The organism is Trichococcus pasteurii (genome assembly GCF_900112935.1).
Taxonomy (GTDB): Bacteria; Bacillota; Bacilli; order Lactobacillales; family Aerococcaceae; genus Trichococcus; species Trichococcus pasteurii.
Window position 1 is genome coordinate 59,483 of record NZ_FONM01000014.1, and the last position, 19,791, is coordinate 79,273.

The window sequence follows — 19,791 nt, forward strand, 5'->3', positions numbered from 1 at the left end:
CTCCTTTCTTGATGATTGCTTTGCATTTACTGGCGTTGTGAGGTCTTTTGGCTTTGGATGTATTGCTGAATCATTTCAAGCGGTGCCCCACCCACTGTGGAAACGAAATAGCTATTCGACCAAAGAGTGGGTAGCTTCGTCGTCAGTTCCTTAAACTCCTGTCTCAGCACGCGGGAAGAAACTCCCTTGATGCGTTTGACTGCTTTGTGAACCCCGAATTGCGGGTCTATATCCAATAGGAGGTGAACGTGGTCTGGCATGATCTCCATTTCCTGAATTTCGACGGATAGACCGGTGCACGTTTCTACAATGAGCTCCTTTAAGCGTGCCGCTACTGGTCCGACAAGGACCTTTCGCCGATATTTTGGACACCAGACAACATGGTAGGTACAAGAATAAATGATGTTATGATTTGATTTATATTTTTTATTTTCCATATATTGATTATACAGCGAATTCCCACATAATACACCTAAGTGCACGTCTTATATCCCCATAGCTAAAGCAAGGGGCTTTACGACGCTCTTTCGGTAAAGTTGAAAAGTGGGTTGCACATAAGTTTCGGTCCCGTTTGAAACCAAAATAAAATTTTCCAGCGCAACATCTTTGGTACGAGCATCAAATGAAAAAACTTCCAGTTTCTCATTACTTGAGCACGCGGCCAGCAGAGCTATGCTTATGACAGTTAACAATATTTTCTTCATTAGTCGCCTCCCGGGATTCTGAATGCTTACATGATACTTTGCCTTTTATAATAGAGCGTTTTTATATTTAGTCGTGGTGGATGCGGCATTTTTTCAAGAACTTGTATCCTCTATTTGATAAGAAATGGCACTATTCGTCAGCGCTCCCATTTCGTCCACACTTAAAACATCTTTTGTTTTGTATATTTTCTTGTCTATACAAACAATAGGCAAGATATCCATTCCATGCGTCTCTATTAAATTCCAAACATCTTGATTTTCTTTAAATTCTTTTTGCGAATGTATTAAAGAATACAGAAAATAATTATTGGGATCTTTAAATAAATCTTTGTACATGCTTAGCGAACGCATTATTTCAATAGCTACTTCCACTTTTTCAGACTGTACGTTCATTTTGTCAAACACATAATATTCAATATCCATAATGAACCTCCCAATGCAACTCTGCCAACACGAATAGTATCCGTCGTTTATTTTCAGATGATGTTATCCAAGCATCGAGAAGAAAATAAATCAGTTATAACGCAATAATTGACTATAGAAGCACTACCGATTATCTTCAACATATCTATGATACCGCTAATCCATTTTTTTTGCGAGAATTTCATAATATGTCAGCCCTCAAAATATAAGTAATTTGTTGATCTTTATTTAATCGTAGTTAGGCGTCCTGGAAATACAGAGTGCTTTTTAAGCTAAATATTAGGTATTATGCTAAGCTATTCACATACCAAATAAAAAATAGGAGCTGACATAACAATATGGATTATAAAAAACAATTAATGCAACCGTTCTACGACTTCCCCGAGTATAACGACCTTACCGAAGATTATCTGTGGCCAGTTGAAGTAAAGTATTATGACCAATCAACAATTGAATTTCACCTTCCAAAATCGGACATAATAGAAGCTATGTATTCAATCGAACAACGATTAGAAGATGCGTCAAATGAACCATTTAAGATAGGTGACCGTTCTATTGCAAAGGAAAATTTAAATTACATCTCTTTTGAAGGCCGAACGTATACTTTTAGTAAAGCGTAAATAACTGAATAATATATCAGCAATCTATGAGCAGAAAAAAATACGCTAAAGTAATTTACTGCTTCTTTTCCTGCTCGACTACATAGCCGACCGAAACATTCAGTATTCATAGAAACTTTTTTCCCAATCAGCATAGCAATCCATCGTATGCATAAGGCGAATCGCTTGATAGAGTTCTTTTTGGTCCTGATAAGTGGACTCAGTTGTTCTAAAGAAACAATCGTCGCCATTAGAAAAGCAGAAAAAAGCTTGGATGGTCTCATGCAGTTCCGAGCCCGGCAGGATTTCTTGACCGAATGGGTCGGAATGAAGCCGCTCCGCTCCAATCACGACTACCGGTATTTTTCGGGCGATTTTTTTCAAAGGTTCCCGGTACTCCTTTTGAGCCACAATGCGGAACTGAGAGGGATAGATGAATAACGCAGCGGTATCTTTTAAGGTGCTCTGAAACAGCGAATCGTTTATCAACTCTTGTGATCTGATGGATTCATAGTAGAAGAACGCACTTTGAATGTTGTTCGTTTTTCCGAGCGTTGCTACTTTGAGTCGCCCTGCTATTTTGGTCATTTTGGATTTTCTTTGAAAAAATAGAGTAGGCAGGAAGAACACAAGAACAAAAACAGCACACAGAATATAGATCATCATTTCGCCTCCTCGCCTCCTTTCAAGTTTTGATGTGGATACATTCAACTTACGCCAAAACTGATGAATAGACTAGCAACCAGTGGTTTACATGGCCGCACTTTATCAGGTTCTGCGCCATCCGCAACCAATAAGTGCGGATGTGCAATCATTCGTTTCTAGAAAAAGAAGGCTATCTACGCTATCATGAAGGAAAGCAATCGAAAGGGGTGCAAAATAATGTTATTAGGAGAACGATTGAAAGAAACCCGCCAAAAGAAAGGCGTATCGCAAAGCACAGTCGCTGAACATCTGAATATCAGCCGTCAGTCCATTTCCAAATGGGAAAACAACAGCAGTTATCCGGACTTGGACAATCTCGTGCGATTGAGTGAATATTACGAAGTCACTGTTGATGACCTTTTGAAAGAGAATCAGGGATTAAAAAAAAAAATAGAAGAAAACAACGAGAAGATTAAAGACTCCCAAAAGAAGTTGGCCTATATCCAGGCGAATGGTGAGCGGGATGAAGGATTAGTCCTGCTGATGCTTAATCTTCTCAGTTGTTTGATTGCTCCCTTAGGTTTGTTTATCACTCCAATTATCCTGAAAAGAAACAAAGCAACAAACACCTTCTATAAACTGGTGTTTGTTGCGGGAGTGATCAGTCTCTTGGTCAACTTATTCGGTTTGTATGCGCACTTAGGCAATCTATTCCACTGGGGCGGACCCTCCAGCGTGGAGTACATAGGAAATCAATAGGGAATGGAGATTGCGTTACTTCCTATTATAAAATAGGGGTTCACGAACAGTTAACTGAGATATAAAAAATTAGAAAAGAGGTATCGTTATGAAATTTAAAAACAATATCGTTCCTGTGTTGTGTGGCGTATTATTATTTAGTAGTGTTTCTCCAGCTTTTGTTGCTTCTGCTGCTGAATCTAGTCCGATCGAGATGAACGCTGCAGAAATTAATAAAGATGCTTTGCTAGAGTACGCAATAGAGTTAGGCGTTTATTTCACTGATGATGAAGTTATAATTACTGACAGCCAACTTTTAAAACTACTAGAATTTCAAGGTGTTGGAATTCCTGAAGATGGGTCACAAGGCGGAATCTCTTTATTTAGAGAGGGCGTGACCAAAATTGTCTCTAGAGGGAGTGGTTCTTGGGATATTTATTTAAGTGCTTCTTTCATAAGAAATTACTATTGGGCAATTGGTGCTGCAGCAACCCTTATCGGGGTAATGGCTCCTGGCATTGGATGGGGACTTGCTTATGCTGCAGTAGCACTCGTTGCTGATTTAGTCAGCTCAAACACTCAAAACGGATATGTCGTTTCCATTAGAAACTATGGAATCTCAGGTGCGTACATGCAATAAGAGGAGGCAGACTGATGACCAACTTTTTAAAATATATAAAAGGAAAGAACTTAGCTCTACTGGTTTTTACAACGTTTTACTTTTTCCTAAGCCGGTTTATGCTTGAAATAGATCGAATTTTTCTTAATACACCAACTGGTGTTTACGTATCCTATACATTTTTCACTTTAACATTCATATTGATTGCACGATCAATTAAAATTGAAAAGCAAGTAAAATTATTCATACTTGTCTTAGGTGTTCTTTTTGGGATACTCATGGGTTTCGCTTTTCTATAACAAAAATTGTAAGCTACGCATTTTTTAATACACTTCTTGTACTCCTTTATAGAATTTGTAAAATCTAGAACTTAGTATTTTTACTTATCCCAGCCTATATAAATTGTGGAAGAAATAATAAAAAGTTAGAAGGTGATAACAATGGACGCGGTAAAAAATTTTCTTTTAGCCTTTCTACCATTCGTGGCTATTTATCTAGGTGCATTATCAGTTGTAAGGAATGATATCAAAAAATTAGAAAAAAAAATAAATGACTTGGAAGAAAAAATTGAAAACTTAAATAAATGAATCTACAAAATTATTATTTTGAACACTATGCTTGTTTTTTGAAGAAAAAGCTAAATTATAAATGTGCAATGCTAAAGTATGGTGATGCAAACAGCGGTTGCTTAGCAAAAGCAACGCAAAAAAAATGTGATTTACGCTACCAATACGAATAAAGAAGAGCCAGATATAATGAAAAATAGATCCGTTGGTACTAGTAAATCTGTGTTCGTAGCGGGAGATTTTGTAGGATATGTCGCAGCTGGAGTTGTGATATATCCTAAAGGACATTCTGCTGTAGGAAGGATCGGTGGAGTATGGTGAAAAAATATTTGGGTTTATTGCTATTAGGCATATTGTGTTATTTTGTATTGAGCTTTCTCTACTTCTTAATTGTTAAGTAAAAGTTACCCAGGCTACTTTTACTTAACTTTTTGGTGACTATCCAGAGGAACTATGGTGTCAATTAGAAATTGAGGTGTCATGATATGAAAAAAATTACACTTATTATACTTGGGCTTTTGCTGATGTATGGTTGTGCAGGAGCGAGTGAACCAGTTGCGAACCCTGCTGAAGAAGCGATGAACGCCCTCGTTATTTCAGCGTCAGATTATAATCTAAACAGCTCTTCCCAATCATTTTTCGCAATTACGATTGAAAATTCTTCGGACCAGGATTTCGTAAATGCAAATTTTTTTCTCTCCATTCACAATGAAGGGGATGAAGTTTCTCCAAATCCTTTTTATCTGCTTCCTACAGAACAAAGAATACCTGTTCCTTCAGGAGAAACAGTGACGGTAAATTTTGAGATCCCTTCTGGTTTTCTTGATGAAAATGCTATAAAGGAATTTGAGGAAATGGACAGACTAATTGCTTTTGTCCAAGCGGATGGCTACATAGAAAATACAGAAAAGGATAACTACTATTCTTTCGGTGGAAGTGTGGAGTATAAAACTTATTAGTATATTGACGAGCTATTATTCAAAGAAAAAACTATTAATAAACCCTAGTATTGAAAAGCGAAAAAAGAGTGAAAAGTCTTTTTTATCACAGCCCTTTCACCTTTTTGTATAGTTGACGGAGTACAAATTTTGTCTTGTCATTTTACAAGCCAATTTTTCAGGTAAATAATTTAATATGGGAGGTTTCTTTTTTGAAAAAGATTTTATTAGTTTTCGGTTTACTTTTTTCTTTCAGTTTATTTAAAACAGGCGAGGTGCAAGCAAGTGAAGTGGCAGACACCGTATATTATGATTTAAAGAAAGGAGGAACCCAAGAGTTTATAACTTCCGATCCCGAAGGCCGCACTATGCATATAGTGGTAGAAGAAATCCCTGGTATTTCCCTATTTTCACTGAACAACGGAAGTTATAGAATTTCGGGGAAAAAAACTGGCTTATGGGAAGCCAGCTATTATATTAGTGTGACTAACGAAACTATCTCACGAGCGTATTCTCCTAACGCTATTGCAATAACGGGATCTTTCTCGTCTACCTACCTAGGTTTAGACAGCAACAAGCAAGCTACTTATTACCTGGGTTGGAAAATGGGCATATTGAATTATAATCATTATTTGCGAGCCACAATCAGGAGTGGTTTCTTAAGCGTTACATATTAGCTAACCCATATATTCTACTGTGGGAGGTGCTCCCCAATGAAAAATGGTGCTGAGGAGAGCATAACCTCCCCAAAGACTAACTAAAAAGCAAACTACAGAAGCCATGATCACTCCTCTATGGAAAGTGTTTGTTGCTTTGTTTCTTTTTAGCACAATCGGCGCAATCAGGATTCCTAAAGGTGTGACTAAACAGCCAATGAGAGAAATAATTAATAAAGCCAATCCCTCGTCCCGCTCGTAACCAGACCGGATATGGTCGAGCTTCTGTTGGGAATCCTTAATTTTAAAATTATTCTCGGCTATCTTTGTTTTTAATCCTTGATTTTCCTTCAAGAGGTCATCTATCGAGATTTCATAATACTCACTTAAGCGGACCAGGTTATCCAAATCAGGGTAGCTGCTATTATTTTCCCATTTGGATATGGACTGGCGGCTAATATTCAGATGTTCAGCTACTGTACTTTGGGAAAGCCCCTTATTCTGCCGTGTTTCCTTCAATTTTTCTCCTAGTAACATTCCATACGCTCCTTTAAACCCTTTTCCTTCATGATAAGGTACATTGCCTCTTTTTACCAGAAATCGATTAGGCACAAGTGAGCAACCCGCAGTTGCTATTGGCGCATGCACCTGAAAAGTGCGAAGCTGTAAGCCGCTAGTTGCTTTTAAATTCCTCCCATTTAGCCTAAAGTAAAGACATAGATAAAAAATATCTATAAATCACGTTATTATACGGAAAGTACATTTTTCGTATAATAACTAGAAAAAGAAAGTAAGAGGTCCTATGAAGAATATAAAGATTATAAAAGCTATCCTCTCCATTACAGTTTTCCTTTTAGGCGCTTATAGTTTACTCACTAAGAATTTTGCCTACCAGAATCTCAGTATGTTCTGTGCGGGTTTGCTAGTAATCACAATCGGTATTGAAGAAAGTAAGAAAGGTAAAAATCGGGGATGGACTCTCCTGTCTTTTGCCGCAGCCATCATACTAGGACTGGCACTGATTCACTCTACTATTCTATTTTTTACTTCCTGACTTTTGAGCTCCCTTCTGATTTTCTGGATGAAAATACTGTACAGGCATTTGAAGGAATAGATAGACTAAGACTTATCAGTATTCTGATTAGCTATTATTAAAGGAAAAATTCTGTTGAGAGCCCTATGACTCAAACGGCGAAAAAGAGCGAAAAGTCTATGATAAAATGACAGACTTTTGCTCTTTTTTGCATAGCTGACGGTTTAGTCCGGAAAAATGGACTCATGGACCAGAAGCAAGCTCATCATATAAACATATTATTATTTATATATTTTTTGTGATACTATTGTAACAAATATCTTGTTTTTCCATGGATGCAAGGACCGCTTGCTATACTATTTCTTTTTTTCTACTACACTGAATACGAGGAGCACATTGTGATATGAATAATTTGAATGAAAAATTGAAGCAGCTGCGGATTGATGGTAAATTCACCCAACAACAAATAGCCGATCATTTATTCGTCAGCAGACAAGCTGTTTCCAATTGGGAAAACGGGAAAAATATCCCTGACCTCAGCACCATCATTTTACTCAGCAAATTTTATGATATGTCCCTCGATACTTTGTTGAAAGGAGAGAAGGAAGTGATAAAGAGGAAGAAATTTCTAGTGAAGATTAATTTTATAGACGTTTTGCTAATAACTTCTTAAAAATAGAGAGATAGAGGTTTAAACATCATGAATTCTTATAAGCAATTTTGTCAGAACCATCCGTATCTCAATGTCCTAATAAGTTTGTCTATAGCAAGTCTAATAGGAATTACTGCAGAATATATTATTAATGGGGATTTCATTGGTTCTGGATTCTATACAGCATCATTTTTAACGTTGCTTGCGTTGTTAAGAGTTAGACGTGAACGAAATAATCTTAAACCAAAAGAAAAATCTGACTACGTTGCAGAAGATGAAAAACATAAAATAGATTAGTAAGGAAAGCGGAAACAATAAAAAATTTCGCTTGTTCCTTATTTGGTAATAGGAGGACATCCCGTGAGAATTGCAATTTTTATCATTACCACAGTAAAAAGTATTGTGATTGGTTTGTTGCCGATCCTAATGATTCATACAATGGGCGAAGAGAACTATTCTGAGGGTTTCTATCTGTCCATTTACATCATGAAGTGCATTTTTTCTTTAATCGCAGTTTGGGGAATAAGCGAAGGCCTTGTGACATTGCTGCATTCATTCGATAGCGATGAATAAATCAGTAATCAACTCAATTGCCACTTGGTATTTTTGAAATGTAACGCCTTATTTAAATTTTTTTTGAGAGGAAATCAGATTATGCAATTCCCCCGAAAACAACGGAGTCATGGTGCCATAGACTATCTCAAAAAGAATAAGTACCTTCTTGTCATATTCATTTACTGCATTGTAGCTGCATTATTTTCTTCCCAACTCATTTTTGAGTATGGCGAAACTAAGTTTTATACAGCCTTTTTCCTGGGTGGTTTCCTGCTGATTGTTTTCCTTAAAGTCGTTTCTATAGCAACCTCGTCTAAAAAAGAAAAGTAAAGTGAGGATAACTATGACAGGCATTCTCAATATCAAAATAAAGAATATTTCTAGCGCTCAGAGACGATGGTTTGCAAAAATACGAAGTCTGATTTTAGATAGAAAGGTGATCCATTCATGCAAATTAAATTCGTAAATTTCTCAAAGCTGATGTTTATTCTCTTTATGACGTTAGGCTTCGTGCAATATTTTCTTTCATCCGAATCATATCCTTCTTATACATCTAGAGGGGGATACATTTGGGTTGCTACAATAATTTTATTCTTTTTGATACGGACATTAAAAAACAACTCCGGAAATTATTCACAAAAAATACTCGATTATGCGGTAATCCTGCTTCTTGCGCTTTATTTAATTATCGGAATATTTTAGATGATTTCTTCATAACACTTACAAGACTGACGGAGGGTACAAATGAAAAATACAAATTTCTCATTAAAGGTTTTCTTTATCATTCTTTTTCTTAGTTCTATCATCCTCAGTTTTTTTTCGGATGATTTTTCCTTCCTGCCCAAAGAATTTAACTTTGATAGTATCCTGTACCTGCTCATCCCCGCTCTAGTTTTAAATAGTAATCTTGATGATCACAGGGTGGACTCCAGCAAGACACTCTCAGCAAAGATAATTGATACTGTTTTTATGTCGCTGTTCAGTCTTGCTTATGTTTCGTATGTGTTGAATTTGTTTATGCTTTATATTCAAACGCTCTGATTCAGTGGATAAAGGAGAGACCATGAAAAAAATCTACTTGTTTATGTATACGGCAGTATTCCTCCTCTTCCTTCTGTATTTCGTGGTAATACCTCGCCAAGCACTGCCTTTCTCAAATGGCGTCCATCTACTTCTGATATTCAGTAGCGCAGCTATGACATTGGGAGCAATCAAACAAAATAACCGGATCAGTATGTTTTGTGGTATAAGCGTTTTTGCACTTATATGCATGAGTTGGATTGTGCAGATCATGGTTCAGCATTTTTAACATATATAACAGGGAAACTTCCTTTTTGGGGAGCTTCCCTGTTTTTTTCATATTTCTTTTATCATTTCCCAAAAATATTTTTCCCTGTTCGCTTTACAAAACCAAACACACGTTCGTATAATGAAGATATAGAGATTGGAGACGATTTTTATGTACGAAACGGAATTGATTTTTGATTATGCGAAGGAGCCCAGTCGCGACATTCTTTGCATCGACTGCAAGTCCTTCTATGCGAGCGTGGAATGCGTGCGGCGCGGGCTGCATCCGCTCGAAACAAAGTTGGTTGTCATGAGCTATCCCTCAGCTGATCCGAAAGAGCGCGGCAGCGGATTGATCTTGGCTTCCTCCCCGGCCGCCAAAAAGGCGTACGGGATATCGAACATCAGTCGGGCCAGGGACTTGCCCTTCCCTTATCCGCCGGGACTGGTGATTGCAGCGCCGCAGATGCGGTTGTATATGCAGAAAAATACCGAAATCAACAACATCTACAAGAAGTACGCGGACGAAGCCAACCACCACGTCTATTCGGTTGATGAGAGTTTTGTCGATATCACGGGAGCCCAGAAACTTTTCGGGAAAAAATCGGCTTACGAAATGGCCAAACTCATCCAGGCGGACGTATTGCAGACGACCGGCATCTACACCACGATCGGCATCGGCGATAACCCGCTCTTGGCCAAACTGGCGCTCGATAATGCCGCCAAGCATCAGCCGGATATGATCGCGGAATGGCGCTATCCGGATATCCCCGAAACTGTCTGGAAAATCCCGGACATGACCGATTTTTGGGGCATCGGCAAACGTACCAAGCTGCGGCTCAACCGGTTGGGCATCTTTTCGATCTACGACTTGGCACACACCAATTACTATTACTTGAAGAGCCAGCTCGGCGTCATGGGCGCGCAGCTTAATGCGCACAGTTGGGGCATCGACCGCAGCTTTCTGGGGGAAAAAGTCAAAGTCAGCTCGAAATCCATCGGCAATTCCCAGGTACTCAACAAGGATTACGTGGTTCGATCGGAAATCGAAATCGTCTTGATCGAAATGGCCGACCAGGTGGCGACGCGCCTGCGTAAATCCGGAGCCAAGACCCAGTTGGTGAGTCTGAGCATCGGCTACAGCATCAACTACATCGATCAGCTGGGCCGGACCGGCTTCCATCAGCAGCTGAAAATCCCGCCCACCAACGCATCCAGTGAGCTGGTTGCCCATATCCTGATGATTTTTGACCAACATTACAAAGACCAGTCGATCCGGAATGTCGGTGTGGGCGCCGGAAATCTGATCTACACGGATTTTCTGCAGCTGGACCTGTTTCAGGATCCTGATGAACAAGTGAACGAGCAAAAGAAGGATCTGATCGTCGATTCGATCCGCAAAAAATACGGCTTCCGCTCACTCGTGCGGGCAGTCAGCCTGTTGGAAGGCGGCCGTGCGATCGCGCGCAGCTCCTTGGTGGGCGGACACGCGGGCGGCATGGCCGGATTGGAGGAAGGTGAGGAAAATGCTGAAAGAACCAAGAAAAAGGACGGATAAGGTGTTTGAGGACTACAACGACTACCATGACCGCGGCATGATCAAATGGGTGACCGCCTACGCGATGGATGAACTTGTGAAATCCATCTCTGCAGGAAAAGCGGAAGCCATGAAGGACATCCCGGTCCTGCCACAGCTGAATCCTGCCGAAATCGACGAAACCTTGGCGGAAGCCTTGAAGAAAAATCGTCGTGTCTCGGTCCAATTGAACCAAAAGGATCGCTTCGGGCGGCAAACCGAATCCATTGAAGGCTTTTTCAAAGGCTATTGCGGAGAGGATGAAATCCTGATCGGCGAAGCATGGGTTCCGCTCGAACTCATCCGCAATGTGCATATTTTGCACGAAGAAAAATGGTCCCAAGTGGCGGTATTCAGACAAAATCCGGACTGATTATACAGAACCTTACTCACAGGACGATTGTTGTCTTTTTTGAACAGAAGGCTTATACTCAAGAAGAAAGAGAACGCTTTCTTTTCTCTTGAGAAGGGGGACATCGTCATGACTTACATCATCCAGACCAGCGTCCATTCCATTGAGGAATGCAAACGTGCTGTAGAGGAACTGCACAAAAAAGGCTATACGAAAGAGCAGATCACATTGGTGACGAACAATGCCTACCAGGAAGCCATCTTGGAGAATTGGGACCTTCGTGGTGCGGACGGCGCGATTTTTTCCAGCCATTCGTTGCTGGAAAAGGTCAACAATCTGTTCAACCTGAAGCAATACGAACATTTCCAGGAAAAGACCGGGACTTTTCCCGGAGGCATGGACTTTCTTGCCGACCGCATCGCCGCCATCGAGAGCGGCAGCATCGTCATCATCACAAAAGAAGCGGACGAGTAACGGTTTCCTGATCGACTCATCAAACAGCTCTGTAACCCATAGAAAATGAAAGGACTGATGTGATATGCCAAAATTTGTGGCAGGTTCGTACGCAACCGTCGAAGCTGTGGAGGCAGCCGTAAAAACACTTCTCGAAAAAGGGCACAAGCAAACCGATCTCCTGTTGGTCACCAACGCTTCGGACAAAAAAGAGCGGCTGACAAAAGAAACCGGCATTGAAGTCATCACCGAAACCGGACAGGATGAGAACTTCGACTGGAAGGAACTCGCCCCGCTTTATCCGTCCTTCGATGAGGAGGCCCTTTACGAACCCTCCCCTCAGCATCCTTATCCGCAGCTGACACCGGAACAGGAAGAAGAACAGGAACGCAAGATGCAAGGATACTTCTCCGAATTGGAGGAAGGGAATGTTTTGATCATCGTAAGGGAGCGTTAAAAACTACCATATAATAAAAAGATCCAGGCTACTTTTTTAAGTATCTGGATCTTTTGGTATTCCATGATAAAATTGAACTAAAACAATAAACAGTATTTCCCAACAAAAATCTGGATGTAGGAGGAAACAAATGGATACAGAAAAAGTGAATGTCTATACCCTTTTCACAGCTTCTTTAATCATGCTGGCCTTTACCTTGCTGACGGATGACCTCGCGATTTCTATGGTCATTGCCGCTATAGCCTTTCCGGCAATACGCTCTCTGATCAAAAATTACCGCAAAAGGAAATGACAACCTACATATGCTCCTCGGCATCCAACAGCCACATCGTCACCACTACCGCATCCCCGCCACCCTTGCCGATTGATTTGCGGATTTTGGCATTGACGGACATGATCGCATTTTTATCCCGTAGCGGCATCAGATTCATCACCCCAAAGTCACACCCATCGATGGTTCCTCTGACTTTGATGCTGCCCCAAGGAGCTGAGATCCTTTGCGTATCCGGAATCTCAAGATGATACGTCCAGGCGCCTTTACCTGATTCGTATTTCAGTTCAAGTTCTTTGTTGTCCACTATTTTCTCTTCCAAAGTCTTTTTCCCCTTCCATTATGAGCGACGAAGATTGAATGAAATTTTGAAATGATTCGATAAAAAAAAGAAGCAGGAGAACCGTTGGACGGTTTTTCCTGCTTCTTTGTATAAGTTATATTAACTTACAGCACATGGCGATACCTACTTATAGCTGCTTCCTTCCGGATCTGACTCAATTCATAAGATCGCCATTGCCATAAGGCCTTTCGGCATTTCTTATCATACCATAGCCAAAAAGAAAAAGCTAGCCTTTATTTTCTTCCTGCATATGTTCGCGGAGATGCTTGCGGCTGTTTTCCTTGCGTTCTTTGCGCAGCGCCCGGAAAAAATCCTGCAGCAGCGTCCGGCATTCTTCCTCCAGTACACCGCGTTCCACCTCGCTCTGATGGTTGAAGCGTTCATCCTGAAGCAGGTTCATCAAAGTGCCCGCCGTCCCGCCTTTCAGGTCGGATGCGCCGTAATAGACTTTCTTGATTCGTGACAACAGGATGGCACCACAGCACATCGGGCATGGCTCCAGCGTCACATAGAGCTCCGCTTCCTCAAGCCGCCAATTTTGTTTGAACGCATTGGCCTGCCGGATCGCAGTCATTTCCGCATGCGTCGTCGCATCATTCGTCACTTCGCGTTCATTGTGCCCGCGCCCGATGATTTCACCCTTCCAGACGATCACCGCTCCGATCGGCACTTCCCCTATGGCCGCAGCTTTTTCCGCCTCCTTGATGGCTTCCCGCATATACTCTTCCTTCAACTCATCCATCTTCCACAACCTCGTCCCTTATTATGGTTCTTCAATCACGTTAAGCAAAACTTCGCTTGCTTGTTTTTTCTTAAGTAAGGCCTCGTGCATCATGATCATAACAAATAAGATAACGCCGAGATAAATGGGGAATAGCGAAACAGTGATATGGTCAGCAATCAAACCGAATACGGGCGGCATCACCAAAATCCCCACATAAGCCGCTGCCATCTGCACACCAATGATCGCTTGAGATCGATCCGCACCGAATAAATCAGGTGTGGAATGGATGATGCACGGATAAATAGGCGCACAACCCAGACCAACCAACATAAGCCCCAGAAGCGCAGTCATTTCACCGAATGGCAGCATCAAGGCCAATACACCTGCCACTATCAAAACTTGCCCCAAACGGATCATGGAGGCATCATTGAACCGCATGGTCAGAAAACCACTGATGGCCCGCCCGACAGTAATCCCGATAAAGAACAGACTCGCAAAACCAGCAGCCGTTTCTGCGGACAAGCCTCTGTGCAGGACAAGGTAGCTACTTGCCCAAAGTGCTGCCGTCTGCTCTAACGCACAGTAGCAGAAGAATGTGATCATGATCTCCTTCGCTCCAGGAATTCTGATGATCTGCTGCAAAGAAAGAGCCTTCCCATTCAATCCCTGTTCCCTGTTTTCTCCTTGCGAAAGAGGAGCACGCTTCTTTTCCCAGTGCGGCAAGCTGAATAAGAGCATGGCTGTCAAAGCGACTTGAATAAACGCGATATAATTGTAGCCCATATTCCAACGATTTCCACCGTTCAAAGCGTATGTCAACACGTACGGCCCCAGCGAGGCTCCGACTCCCCACATGCAGTGCAGCCAGCTCATATGCCTGCTGGAATAATGCAAAGCGACGTAATTGTTCAATGACGCGTCCACTCCACCTGCACCGAGTCCGTACGGGATGGCCCACAAACAAAGCATCCAAAAGGAATGACTCATTGAAAAACCGAATAAAGCAGTTGCCGTCAAGGCCACACTGATTGCGGTCACTTTCCCTGTCCCGAACCTGCGGGTAAGGCGATCACTTTGTAAACTTGAAACTATGGTTCCTGCCGCGATAATCATCGCAATGCCTCCTGCATAAGAAACCGGCACGCTGAATTCACGGTACATCGTCGGCCAAGCAGAACCCAACAACGCATCCGGCAGACCCAAACTGATAAACGCAAAATAAATGATTGCCAAAAGCAAACTGAACATCCTTTATATTTCCTCCCTGTCTATATGAAGCCATTGCTATTTTAGCGTAAAAAAGATAATCAGGCATTATGTCTATGTTGAAAATCAATCCTTGCTTAATCATAGCATATTTTCATATTTTTTTAGCAAATTAATGATAATAATGATAAAATGAATGAAAAGCCTTTCAAAGCCAAAACAACCAGCCCATAAATGAGGTGACAGTTTGAATCAGAACGAACTCCAACAATTATTCCCTGAAGCCAAGATAACGACCGCGGCCAGTCTCGGGCCCGCTTACTTCACGCTGCCTTTCCAGAACAAATGGCTGCATATACCTGAACACACGCTGAGCGGACGCGAAAAAGCTCTTTTGAAGCAGTTGCTGCTCAATGAGGCCCCGACGACATCCGACATCCCGAAGAATCCTTGGGCCCAGTTTCTGTTAGGCCAGACGACCGAAATTCCGATCGGACTGGCGCAGACCCAGCTGCTCCAATTCAGACTCTCGTACCGGGAAGAGGACGCCGGGTCTTTCGATCAGACACTGTGGATCGATGCCTTCAGCCAGACATTGCCGCTTGTCCGCGAATGCTTCTTTTTGAACGGCAAAAGCGGTGTCTTCATTCTCGACAGCCCGGAACCCTACTGCATCGATGAGGAATTGGCGGCGGTGCTTGATATTCTGGATGACGACTTCAGCTTGCGGACCGACTTGTATCTGGGCCAACGCTGGCCTGTCGACGCCCGCCTGCCGCTCCTTTTCGAGGAGGAAAGGAAAATATTCGCGGCCAGCCGAACGCTCGCCAAAGGCAGCAAGATCATAACGCTTGCCGCCATCGCGCTTCCTTATTTCATTTCGGAAGCAGGAACCCAAAATCCGGTGCTGCAAGCCTTGCAGGCAACGATCGGTTCCATCGACGGCACACACGAACTGATCACAGCCATGTGGCAGAACCAAGGAAACCTGTCGAAAGCGGCAGCCGACCTTTATCTGCACCGCAACACCCTTCAGTACCGGATCGATCGCTTTTTTGATGCGACCGGCTTGGCCTTGAAGAGCATGGACGACCTGGCCTTGGCTTACCTCGCTATCGCTGCAGTAACAGCTCCTCATACCAACTAAAAAGACTGCAGAAATGGGGCTATACCCTATTCCTGCAGTCTTATTCAATTCTTATCTATGAAACTTGTCGCCTACGTTGTCTTTCACATCGCCGGCTTTGTCCTTTAAATCAGAGAACAGGTCCAATGCCGATTCTTTCCAATCGCCCGCTCTGTCCACGACGCGCAGGAAGCCGTCGATTTCATCATCCGTCAAATCCTCGATTGCCCGTAAAAGCTTTTGGCTGCCTTTCAGATGGTCCTTCACGAAATTCTTCATGCGCTGACGGTTCAAGTAGGAGCCGATCTTGTCCACTGCTTCTTCCTCGTATGCCAAGGCTGCTGCAATCGCCGCAATCGCTGCTGTAGCACCCAAACCGATCAACAATGCCTTTTTGGAATTCTTCATCTTGTTTGTTCCCTCCTCTAACTTCTGTACCTGTATTTTAGCACAAACGGTAGCGATAGCCGAACAATAACCCTATCCAGCAAATGAGGACACGCCGCTTTTAGGAATTTACCGGAATTTTTTTGTCTTTGTTTTCTGGCTTAGCGGGCTTCACCGCAATCCGGATCGTCCCTTTTTGGGCGCCGATCGTAACGGTGTCGCCGAATTTGATCAAGCCGCTCAGCATTTCTTCACTCAACTTGTCTTCGATCTCTTTTTGGATTGCGCGTCTGATCGGACGTGCACCATATTCAGGATCGAAACCGGCTTTTGCGATGACATCGATGGCTGCAGGCGTGATGCGCACATGGATATCGAGATCCTTCAGGCGTTTCACGATGCTGTTCGCCATCAATTTGACGATTTCATGCAACTCGTCTTTCTCCAATGAGTGGAAGACGATCGTTTCGTCGATACGATTCAGGAACTCCGGACGGAAACTGTTCTTGAGCTCTTCACGGATGCGTTTCTCCATCGCTTTATAATCATGCTTGAGGTTCTTCGCCGCGAATCCGACCGATTTCTCATCACGCAAAGCTGTTGCACCCAAGTTGGAGGTCATGATCAAGATCGTGTTGCGGAAATCGACCTTCCGTCCTTTGGAATCGGTCAGATGACCGTCATCCAGCACTTGCAGCAGGATATTGAAGACATCCGGATGGGCTTTTTCAACCTCATCGAGAAGAATGACCGAGTACGGTTTTTGTCTGATTTTCTCAGTCAACTGACCGCCTTCATCATAGCCGACATAGCCAGGAGGGGAACCGATCAGACGGCTTGTGCTGTATTTTTCCATGTATTCGGACATATCCAAACGAACCAAGGAGTCTTCTGTCCCGAACATTGCTTCAGCCAACGTTTTCGCAAGCTCTGTCTTACCGACCCCGGTAGGACCCAGGAACAGGAACGAACCGATCGGACGATTCGGATCCTTCAAACCGGAACGTGCGCGTCTGATAGCGCGGGCCACTGCACTGACCGCCTCGGACTGACCGATGACGCGTTCATGCAACACTTTTTCCAGCCTCATAAGACGGTCGCTTTCCTTCTGCTCCATCTGGTTGACCGGAATCCCGGTCCACAAAGCCACTACTTCGGCTACATCGTTTTCGGTTACTTTCAAATCGTAGTGCGTGATCGTTTGGGCTTGTTGTTCCACCATTTTTTGGAATTTCTGCTTCTTCGTCATTTCGCGTTTGCGGATGCGGGCAGCTTTGTCGAAGTCCTGATTCAGGATCGCTTCTTCTTTGTCTTGCGACAACTTCGCGATTTCCATCTCGATTTTCCCGATCGGCGTATCCCCGTGTGTGACATCCAAGCGGACTTTCGCCGCGGATTCATCGATCAGATCGATGGCTTTGTCAGGCAATCTTCTGGAAGTGATGTAGCGCACGGATAACTGGACAGCTGCCTTCAGCGCCTCATCAGTGATTTCCACGCCATGGTGCTCCTCGTAACGGGAACGCAAGCCACGCATGATCTCAACCGATTCCTCCGGTGTGGGCTCATCGATATGGATAGGCGCAAAACGTCTTTCCAACGCCGCATCTTTTTCGATATATTTTTGGTACTCATCAAGAGTGGTGGCACCGATCGTCTGCAGTTCGCCCCTTGCCAATGCCGGTTTCAGGATATTGGAGGCATCGATTGCCCCTTCCGCTCCGCCTGCACCGATCAAGGTGTGCAATTCATCGATGAAGAGGATGACATTGCCGTCATTGTAGATTTCGTCGATGATCTTCTTCATTCTTTCCTCGAATTCACCGCGGTATTTCGTACCGGCCACCAGCGACCCCATATCCAACATCATGATGCGTTTGTTCGCTAACGTATCCGGAACATCACCGGCTACGATTTTCTGTGCCAAACCTTCCACGATGGCGGTCTTGCCGACACCAGGTTCTCCCACCAATACTGGATTGTTTTTCGTTCTGCGGGAAACGATCTGCATGATGCGTCGGACTTCCTTGTCGCGTCCGACAATCGGATCCATCCGGTTTTCACGCGCCAAGTCAGTCAGATTGCGGGCCAAGGAATCCAAAGTCGGTGTTCCTTCTTCCACTTTATCCGTCTTTTTGGATGAACGCATATCCGGTTTGGCCGGTTGTTTGATGCCCAGTTTCTCATAAAGAGACTTGCGCAGCAAATTCGGATCGATCTGCAGATTTTTGATGATTTTGACTGCCAGAATTTCTTCTTTCAATAAGCCCAACAGAAGGTGTTCGGTCCCTACCAAGGGAACCCCCAATTTGTGCGCTTCGTTTGTCGCATACATAATGACTTTTTTTGCCCGAGGAGAAAATGGCAACGGCGCGTTGAAGTCTTCCGTATTCATTTGACCGAAACCGGTCAGATGAACAATCTCTTCGCGGACTCCTTCCTCATCAATATCGTAACCACGCAACACTTTTCCGGCAATGCCTTCTTGTTCTCGGACTAGTCCGAGAAGCATGTGCTCCGTTCCGATGGATTGATGCTTAAATTTGTGCGCTTCTTCTGTTGCCAACAACAATACTTGGCTGGCTTTATCTGTAAATAATTCATCCATTTTTAACGCCTCCTCTACGGGCTTTCATCTATTCAAAGCGTAAGCTGTTCAAGAAATTCCTCAACAGCAAGGCTCGTATTCTTTCTTCATATTCGCCTGTGTATGGGGCAAGTGACTTATCCAATACCGACAACATCAGGTTTCCTTCGCGTTTTGTGATGATACCGCGACTGTATAGATTTTGGGTTACCGCAAACGCATCTTTCTGGGTGATGCTTTCGCCTACAATAGCGATCAGCTTATCCAGCAATTCCGCTTGATCGAGGATCTTCACTTTCATGATGCGTATATAACCACCCCCGCCGCGTTTGCTTTCGACCGAGTAGCCTTGCTGCTCCGTAAAACGGGTGTTGATGACATAGTTGATCTGTGAAGGTACACAATTGAAACGATCTGCCATTTCATTCCTTCTGATTTCAATCTGCTCTTCTGCATTCAGAATCTTTTTGATATACGCTTCGATGATATCTGACATGTTCTGACCATGCATGGAATGGACGCCTCCCTTCCCCTGACTAATTTTGACTATTATATGTTTATATTATGCTATTCCTACATAACTGTCAAACAGAAAGGGCTATCCGAGGGTGTTTTCAGTAAAGTAGTCAAGAAAGCTGATAACCCATCCAGACTGCCCGCTACTCCCTCTACAACAGCGTATTCCCCAAACATTTCCAACAGGATTATTTGGAATGTTCCTCATTATATACTTAAAGGGAAAAAACGGCAATATATCCTGAGAAACAAAATAGACGCAGAAATCATCGGAATGATTTCTGCGTCTATTTTTATTTATCGGGAAGACAGGATTCGAACCTGCGACCCCTTGGTCCCAAACCAAGTGCTCTACCAAGCTGAGCTACTTCCCGGTGA

General features: G+C 43.1%; 28 protein-coding genes, 1 tRNA gene and 1 other RNA gene. 17 read left to right on the top strand and 13 right to left on the bottom strand.

The features are described from left to right. Nucleotides 1–26: 26 nt before the first annotated feature. The 3 genes from tnpA to BM184_RS11410 form a co-directional block, all read right to left on the bottom strand. Nucleotides 27–437 (bottom strand): IS200/IS605 family transposase, encoded by a 411-nt coding sequence (gene tnpA / locus BM184_RS11400; protein WP_086943098.1) that lies wholly within the window; start codon nucleotides 435–437, stop codon nucleotides 27–29. A gap of 48 nt (nucleotides 438–485) precedes the next feature. Next, nucleotides 486–704, bottom strand: a complete 219-nt coding sequence (locus BM184_RS11405; protein WP_086943029.1) for a hypothetical protein — start codon at nucleotides 702–704, stop codon at nucleotides 486–488. Between the two features lie 93 nt (nucleotides 705–797). Continuing rightward, entirely contained in the window at nucleotides 798–1,127 is a 330-nt protein-coding gene (locus BM184_RS11410) for an arsenic metallochaperone ArsD family protein (RefSeq protein WP_086943028.1), read from the bottom strand. 338 nt (nucleotides 1,128–1,465) lie between these two features. On the opposite strand from BM184_RS11410, the gene BM184_RS11415 reads away from it, so the two are divergent. Continuing rightward, complete coding sequence (locus BM184_RS11415; protein ID WP_086943027.1) at nucleotides 1,466–1,747, top strand: hypothetical protein; 282 nt, start codon at nucleotides 1,466–1,468, stop codon at nucleotides 1,745–1,747. Nucleotides 1,748–1,846: 99 nt separating this feature from the next. On the opposite strand, the gene BM184_RS11420 is transcribed toward BM184_RS11415, so the two are convergent. Next, nucleotides 1,847–2,314 (bottom strand): hypothetical protein, encoded by a 468-nt coding sequence (locus tag BM184_RS11420; protein ID WP_143091138.1) that lies wholly within the window; start codon nucleotides 2,312–2,314, stop codon nucleotides 1,847–1,849. Nucleotides 2,315–2,608: 294 nt separating this feature from the next. Here BM184_RS11420 and BM184_RS11425 point away from each other — a divergent pair, with 294 nt between their 5' ends. From BM184_RS11425 to BM184_RS11445, 5 genes are all read left to right on the top strand, one after another. Continuing rightward, nucleotides 2,609–3,130 (top strand): helix-turn-helix domain-containing protein, encoded by a 522-nt coding sequence (locus BM184_RS11425; RefSeq protein ID WP_086943025.1) that lies wholly within the window; start codon nucleotides 2,609–2,611, stop codon nucleotides 3,128–3,130. An 88-nt stretch (nucleotides 3,131–3,218) separates the two neighbouring features. Continuing rightward, complete coding sequence (locus BM184_RS11430; RefSeq protein WP_245830704.1) at nucleotides 3,219–3,749, top strand: hypothetical protein; 531 nt, start codon at nucleotides 3,219–3,221, stop codon at nucleotides 3,747–3,749. 419 nt (nucleotides 3,750–4,168) lie between these two features. Continuing rightward, on the top strand, nucleotides 4,169–4,315 hold the full coding sequence (locus tag BM184_RS15300) for a hypothetical protein (protein WP_177208641.1): 147 nt from the start codon (nucleotides 4,169–4,171) through the stop codon (nucleotides 4,313–4,315). Between the two features lie 464 nt (nucleotides 4,316–4,779). Beyond that, nucleotides 4,780–5,253, top strand: coding sequence for a hypothetical protein (locus BM184_RS11440; protein WP_086943023.1), 474 nt, complete (start codon nucleotides 4,780–4,782; stop codon nucleotides 5,251–5,253). Nucleotides 5,254–5,444: 191 nt separating this feature from the next. Then, nucleotides 5,445–5,909, top strand: a complete 465-nt coding sequence (locus tag BM184_RS11445; RefSeq protein WP_086943022.1) for a DUF5626 family protein — start codon at nucleotides 5,445–5,447, stop codon at nucleotides 5,907–5,909. Here BM184_RS11445 and BM184_RS11450 read toward each other — a convergent pair whose 3' ends face one another. Beyond that, a complete protein-coding gene (locus BM184_RS11450; RefSeq protein ID WP_086943021.1) occupies nucleotides 5,910–6,425 on the bottom strand; it encodes a helix-turn-helix domain-containing protein in 516 nt (171 codons plus the stop codon). Nucleotides 6,426–6,690: 265 nt separating this feature from the next. Here BM184_RS11450 and BM184_RS11455 point away from each other — a divergent pair, with 265 nt between their 5' ends. The 10 genes from BM184_RS11455 (at nucleotide 6,691) to BM184_RS15305 (ending at nucleotide 12,545) form a co-directional block, all read left to right on the top strand. Next, entirely contained in the window at nucleotides 6,691–6,942 is a 252-nt protein-coding gene (locus BM184_RS11455) for a hypothetical protein (RefSeq protein WP_086943020.1), read from the top strand. 382 nt (nucleotides 6,943–7,324) lie between these two features. Beyond that, the gene (locus tag BM184_RS11460; protein WP_086943019.1) at nucleotides 7,325–7,594 is read left to right on the top strand and encodes a helix-turn-helix domain-containing protein; all 270 of its coding nucleotides are present in this window, start codon (nucleotides 7,325–7,327) and stop codon (nucleotides 7,592–7,594) included. Nucleotides 7,595–7,621: 27 nt separating this feature from the next. Beyond that, nucleotides 7,622–7,870, top strand: a complete 249-nt coding sequence (locus BM184_RS11465; protein ID WP_086943018.1) for a hypothetical protein — start codon at nucleotides 7,622–7,624, stop codon at nucleotides 7,868–7,870. Nucleotides 7,871–7,933: 63 nt separating this feature from the next. Further along, nucleotides 7,934–8,146 carry a hypothetical protein gene (locus BM184_RS11470; RefSeq protein ID WP_086943017.1) on the top strand — a complete coding sequence of 71 codons (213 nt, stop codon included), beginning with the start codon at nucleotides 7,934–7,936 and terminating at the stop codon, nucleotides 8,144–8,146. 726 nt (nucleotides 8,147–8,872) lie between these two features. After that, on the top strand, nucleotides 8,873–9,169 hold the full coding sequence (locus tag BM184_RS11485) for a hypothetical protein (RefSeq protein ID WP_086943014.1): 297 nt from the start codon (nucleotides 8,873–8,875) through the stop codon (nucleotides 9,167–9,169). Nucleotides 9,170–9,587: 418 nt separating this feature from the next. Beyond that, on the top strand, nucleotides 9,588–10,973 hold the full coding sequence (locus BM184_RS11495; protein WP_086943012.1) for a Y-family DNA polymerase: 1,386 nt from the start codon (nucleotides 9,588–9,590) through the stop codon (nucleotides 10,971–10,973). After that, nucleotides 10,942–11,364 carry a hypothetical protein gene (locus tag BM184_RS11500; protein WP_086943011.1) on the top strand — a complete coding sequence of 141 codons (423 nt, stop codon included), beginning with the start codon at nucleotides 10,942–10,944 and terminating at the stop codon, nucleotides 11,362–11,364. Before BM184_RS11495 ends, BM184_RS11500 begins: the two co-directional genes overlap by 32 nt. A 108-nt stretch (nucleotides 11,365–11,472) precedes the next feature. Next, nucleotides 11,473–11,817 carry a general stress protein gene (locus BM184_RS11505; protein WP_086943010.1) on the top strand — a complete coding sequence of 115 codons (345 nt, stop codon included), beginning with the start codon at nucleotides 11,473–11,475 and terminating at the stop codon, nucleotides 11,815–11,817. Nucleotides 11,818–11,881: 64 nt separating this feature from the next. Further along, the gene (locus BM184_RS11510) at nucleotides 11,882–12,253 is read left to right on the top strand and encodes a general stress protein (RefSeq protein ID WP_086943009.1); all 372 of its coding nucleotides are present in this window, start codon (nucleotides 11,882–11,884) and stop codon (nucleotides 12,251–12,253) included. A 130-nt stretch (nucleotides 12,254–12,383) separates the two neighbouring features. Further along, the gene (locus tag BM184_RS15305; protein ID WP_177208642.1) at nucleotides 12,384–12,545 is read left to right on the top strand and encodes a hypothetical protein; all 162 of its coding nucleotides are present in this window, start codon (nucleotides 12,384–12,386) and stop codon (nucleotides 12,543–12,545) included. A 4-nt stretch (nucleotides 12,546–12,549) separates the two neighbouring features. Here the strand turns inward: BM184_RS15305 and BM184_RS11515 are convergent, their stop codons facing one another. From BM184_RS11515 to BM184_RS11530, 4 genes are all read right to left on the bottom strand, one after another. Then, nucleotides 12,550–12,846 carry a DUF1905 domain-containing protein gene (locus BM184_RS11515; RefSeq protein ID WP_086943008.1) on the bottom strand — a complete coding sequence of 99 codons (297 nt, stop codon included), beginning with the start codon at nucleotides 12,844–12,846 and terminating at the stop codon, nucleotides 12,550–12,552. A gap of 119 nt (nucleotides 12,847–12,965) precedes the next feature. Further along, nucleotides 12,966–13,052, bottom strand: an RNA gene (gene ffs / locus BM184_RS11520) — signal recognition particle sRNA small type. 41 nt (nucleotides 13,053–13,093) lie between these two features. Continuing rightward, nucleotides 13,094–13,609, bottom strand: a complete 516-nt coding sequence (tadA, locus tag BM184_RS11525; RefSeq protein WP_086943007.1) for a tRNA adenosine(34) deaminase TadA — start codon at nucleotides 13,607–13,609, stop codon at nucleotides 13,094–13,096. A gap of 21 nt (nucleotides 13,610–13,630) precedes the next feature. After that, on the bottom strand, nucleotides 13,631–14,839 hold the full coding sequence (locus BM184_RS11530) for an MFS transporter (RefSeq protein ID WP_086630028.1): 1,209 nt from the start codon (nucleotides 14,837–14,839) through the stop codon (nucleotides 13,631–13,633). A 205-nt stretch (nucleotides 14,840–15,044) separates the two neighbouring features. On the opposite strand from BM184_RS11530, the gene BM184_RS11535 reads away from it, so the two are divergent. Then, complete coding sequence (locus BM184_RS11535) at nucleotides 15,045–15,944, top strand: helix-turn-helix domain-containing protein (RefSeq protein WP_086943006.1); 900 nt, start codon at nucleotides 15,045–15,047, stop codon at nucleotides 15,942–15,944. 51 nt (nucleotides 15,945–15,995) lie between these two features. On the opposite strand, the gene BM184_RS11540 is transcribed toward BM184_RS11535, so the two are convergent. The 4 genes from BM184_RS11540 to BM184_RS11555 all read right to left on the bottom strand — a co-directional run bounded on the left by BM184_RS11540 (nucleotide 15,996) and on the right by BM184_RS11555 (nucleotide 19,787). Continuing rightward, on the bottom strand, nucleotides 15,996–16,331 hold the full coding sequence (locus BM184_RS11540; RefSeq protein WP_086943005.1) for a hypothetical protein: 336 nt from the start codon (nucleotides 16,329–16,331) through the stop codon (nucleotides 15,996–15,998). Nucleotides 16,332–16,431: 100 nt separating this feature from the next. Further along, the gene (locus tag BM184_RS11545; RefSeq protein WP_086943004.1) at nucleotides 16,432–18,918 is read right to left on the bottom strand and encodes an ATP-dependent Clp protease ATP-binding subunit; all 2,487 of its coding nucleotides are present in this window, start codon (nucleotides 18,916–18,918) and stop codon (nucleotides 16,432–16,434) included. 28 nt (nucleotides 18,919–18,946) lie between these two features. Next, on the bottom strand, nucleotides 18,947–19,408 hold the full coding sequence (locus BM184_RS11550; protein WP_086943003.1) for a CtsR family transcriptional regulator: 462 nt from the start codon (nucleotides 19,406–19,408) through the stop codon (nucleotides 18,947–18,949). A 305-nt stretch (nucleotides 19,409–19,713) separates the two neighbouring features. Next, nucleotides 19,714–19,787 (bottom strand) — tRNA-Pro (locus tag BM184_RS11555). Nucleotides 19,788–19,791 lie beyond the last annotated feature (4 nt).

Excerpts from the sequence above, each read along its gene's own strand:
- tnpA (WP_086943098.1), bottom strand. The coding sequence starts at position 437 with ATGGAAAATAAAAAATATAAATCAAATCATAACATCATTTATTCTTGT.
- BM184_RS11405 (WP_086943029.1), bottom strand. The coding sequence starts at position 704 with ATGAAGAAAATATTGTTAACTGTCATAAGCATAGCTCTGCTGGCCGCG.
- BM184_RS11410 (WP_086943028.1), bottom strand. The coding sequence starts at position 1,127 with ATGGATATTGAATATTATGTGTTTGACAAAATGAACGTACAGTCTGAA.
- BM184_RS11415 (WP_086943027.1), top strand. The coding sequence starts at position 1,466 with ATGGATTATAAAAAACAATTAATGCAACCGTTCTACGACTTCCCCGAG.
- BM184_RS11420 (WP_143091138.1), bottom strand. The coding sequence starts at position 2,314 with ATGACCAAAATAGCAGGGCGACTCAAAGTAGCAACGCTCGGAAAAACG.
- BM184_RS11425 (WP_086943025.1), top strand. The coding sequence starts at position 2,609 with ATGTTATTAGGAGAACGATTGAAAGAAACCCGCCAAAAGAAAGGCGTA.
- BM184_RS11430 (WP_245830704.1), top strand. The coding sequence starts at position 3,219 with ATGAAATTTAAAAACAATATCGTTCCTGTGTTGTGTGGCGTATTATTA.
- BM184_RS15300 (WP_177208641.1), top strand. The coding sequence starts at position 4,169 with ATGGACGCGGTAAAAAATTTTCTTTTAGCCTTTCTACCATTCGTGGCT.
- BM184_RS11440 (WP_086943023.1), top strand. The coding sequence starts at position 4,780 with ATGAAAAAAATTACACTTATTATACTTGGGCTTTTGCTGATGTATGGT.
- BM184_RS11450 (WP_086943021.1), bottom strand. The coding sequence starts at position 6,425 with ATGTTACTAGGAGAAAAATTGAAGGAAACACGGCAGAATAAGGGGCTT.
- BM184_RS11455 (WP_086943020.1), top strand. The coding sequence starts at position 6,691 with ATGAAGAATATAAAGATTATAAAAGCTATCCTCTCCATTACAGTTTTC.
- BM184_RS11460 (WP_086943019.1), top strand. The coding sequence starts at position 7,325 with ATGAATAATTTGAATGAAAAATTGAAGCAGCTGCGGATTGATGGTAAA.
- BM184_RS11465 (WP_086943018.1), top strand. The coding sequence starts at position 7,622 with ATGAATTCTTATAAGCAATTTTGTCAGAACCATCCGTATCTCAATGTC.
- BM184_RS11485 (WP_086943014.1), top strand. The coding sequence starts at position 8,873 with ATGAAAAATACAAATTTCTCATTAAAGGTTTTCTTTATCATTCTTTTT.
- BM184_RS11495 (WP_086943012.1), top strand. The coding sequence starts at position 9,588 with ATGTACGAAACGGAATTGATTTTTGATTATGCGAAGGAGCCCAGTCGC.
- BM184_RS11500 (WP_086943011.1), top strand. The coding sequence starts at position 10,942 with ATGCTGAAAGAACCAAGAAAAAGGACGGATAAGGTGTTTGAGGACTAC.
- BM184_RS11505 (WP_086943010.1), top strand. The coding sequence starts at position 11,473 with ATGACTTACATCATCCAGACCAGCGTCCATTCCATTGAGGAATGCAAA.
- BM184_RS11510 (WP_086943009.1), top strand. The coding sequence starts at position 11,882 with ATGCCAAAATTTGTGGCAGGTTCGTACGCAACCGTCGAAGCTGTGGAG.
- BM184_RS15305 (WP_177208642.1), top strand. The coding sequence starts at position 12,384 with ATGGATACAGAAAAAGTGAATGTCTATACCCTTTTCACAGCTTCTTTA.
- tadA (WP_086943007.1), bottom strand. The coding sequence starts at position 13,609 with ATGGATGAGTTGAAGGAAGAGTATATGCGGGAAGCCATCAAGGAGGCG.
- BM184_RS11530 (WP_086630028.1), bottom strand. The coding sequence starts at position 14,839 with ATGTTCAGTTTGCTTTTGGCAATCATTTATTTTGCGTTTATCAGTTTG.
- BM184_RS11540 (WP_086943005.1), bottom strand. The coding sequence starts at position 16,331 with ATGAAGAATTCCAAAAAGGCATTGTTGATCGGTTTGGGTGCTACAGCA.
- BM184_RS11545 (WP_086943004.1), bottom strand. The coding sequence starts at position 18,918 with ATGGATGAATTATTTACAGATAAAGCCAGCCAAGTATTGTTGTTGGCA.
- BM184_RS11550 (WP_086943003.1), bottom strand. The coding sequence starts at position 19,408 with ATGCATGGTCAGAACATGTCAGATATCATCGAAGCGTATATCAAAAAG.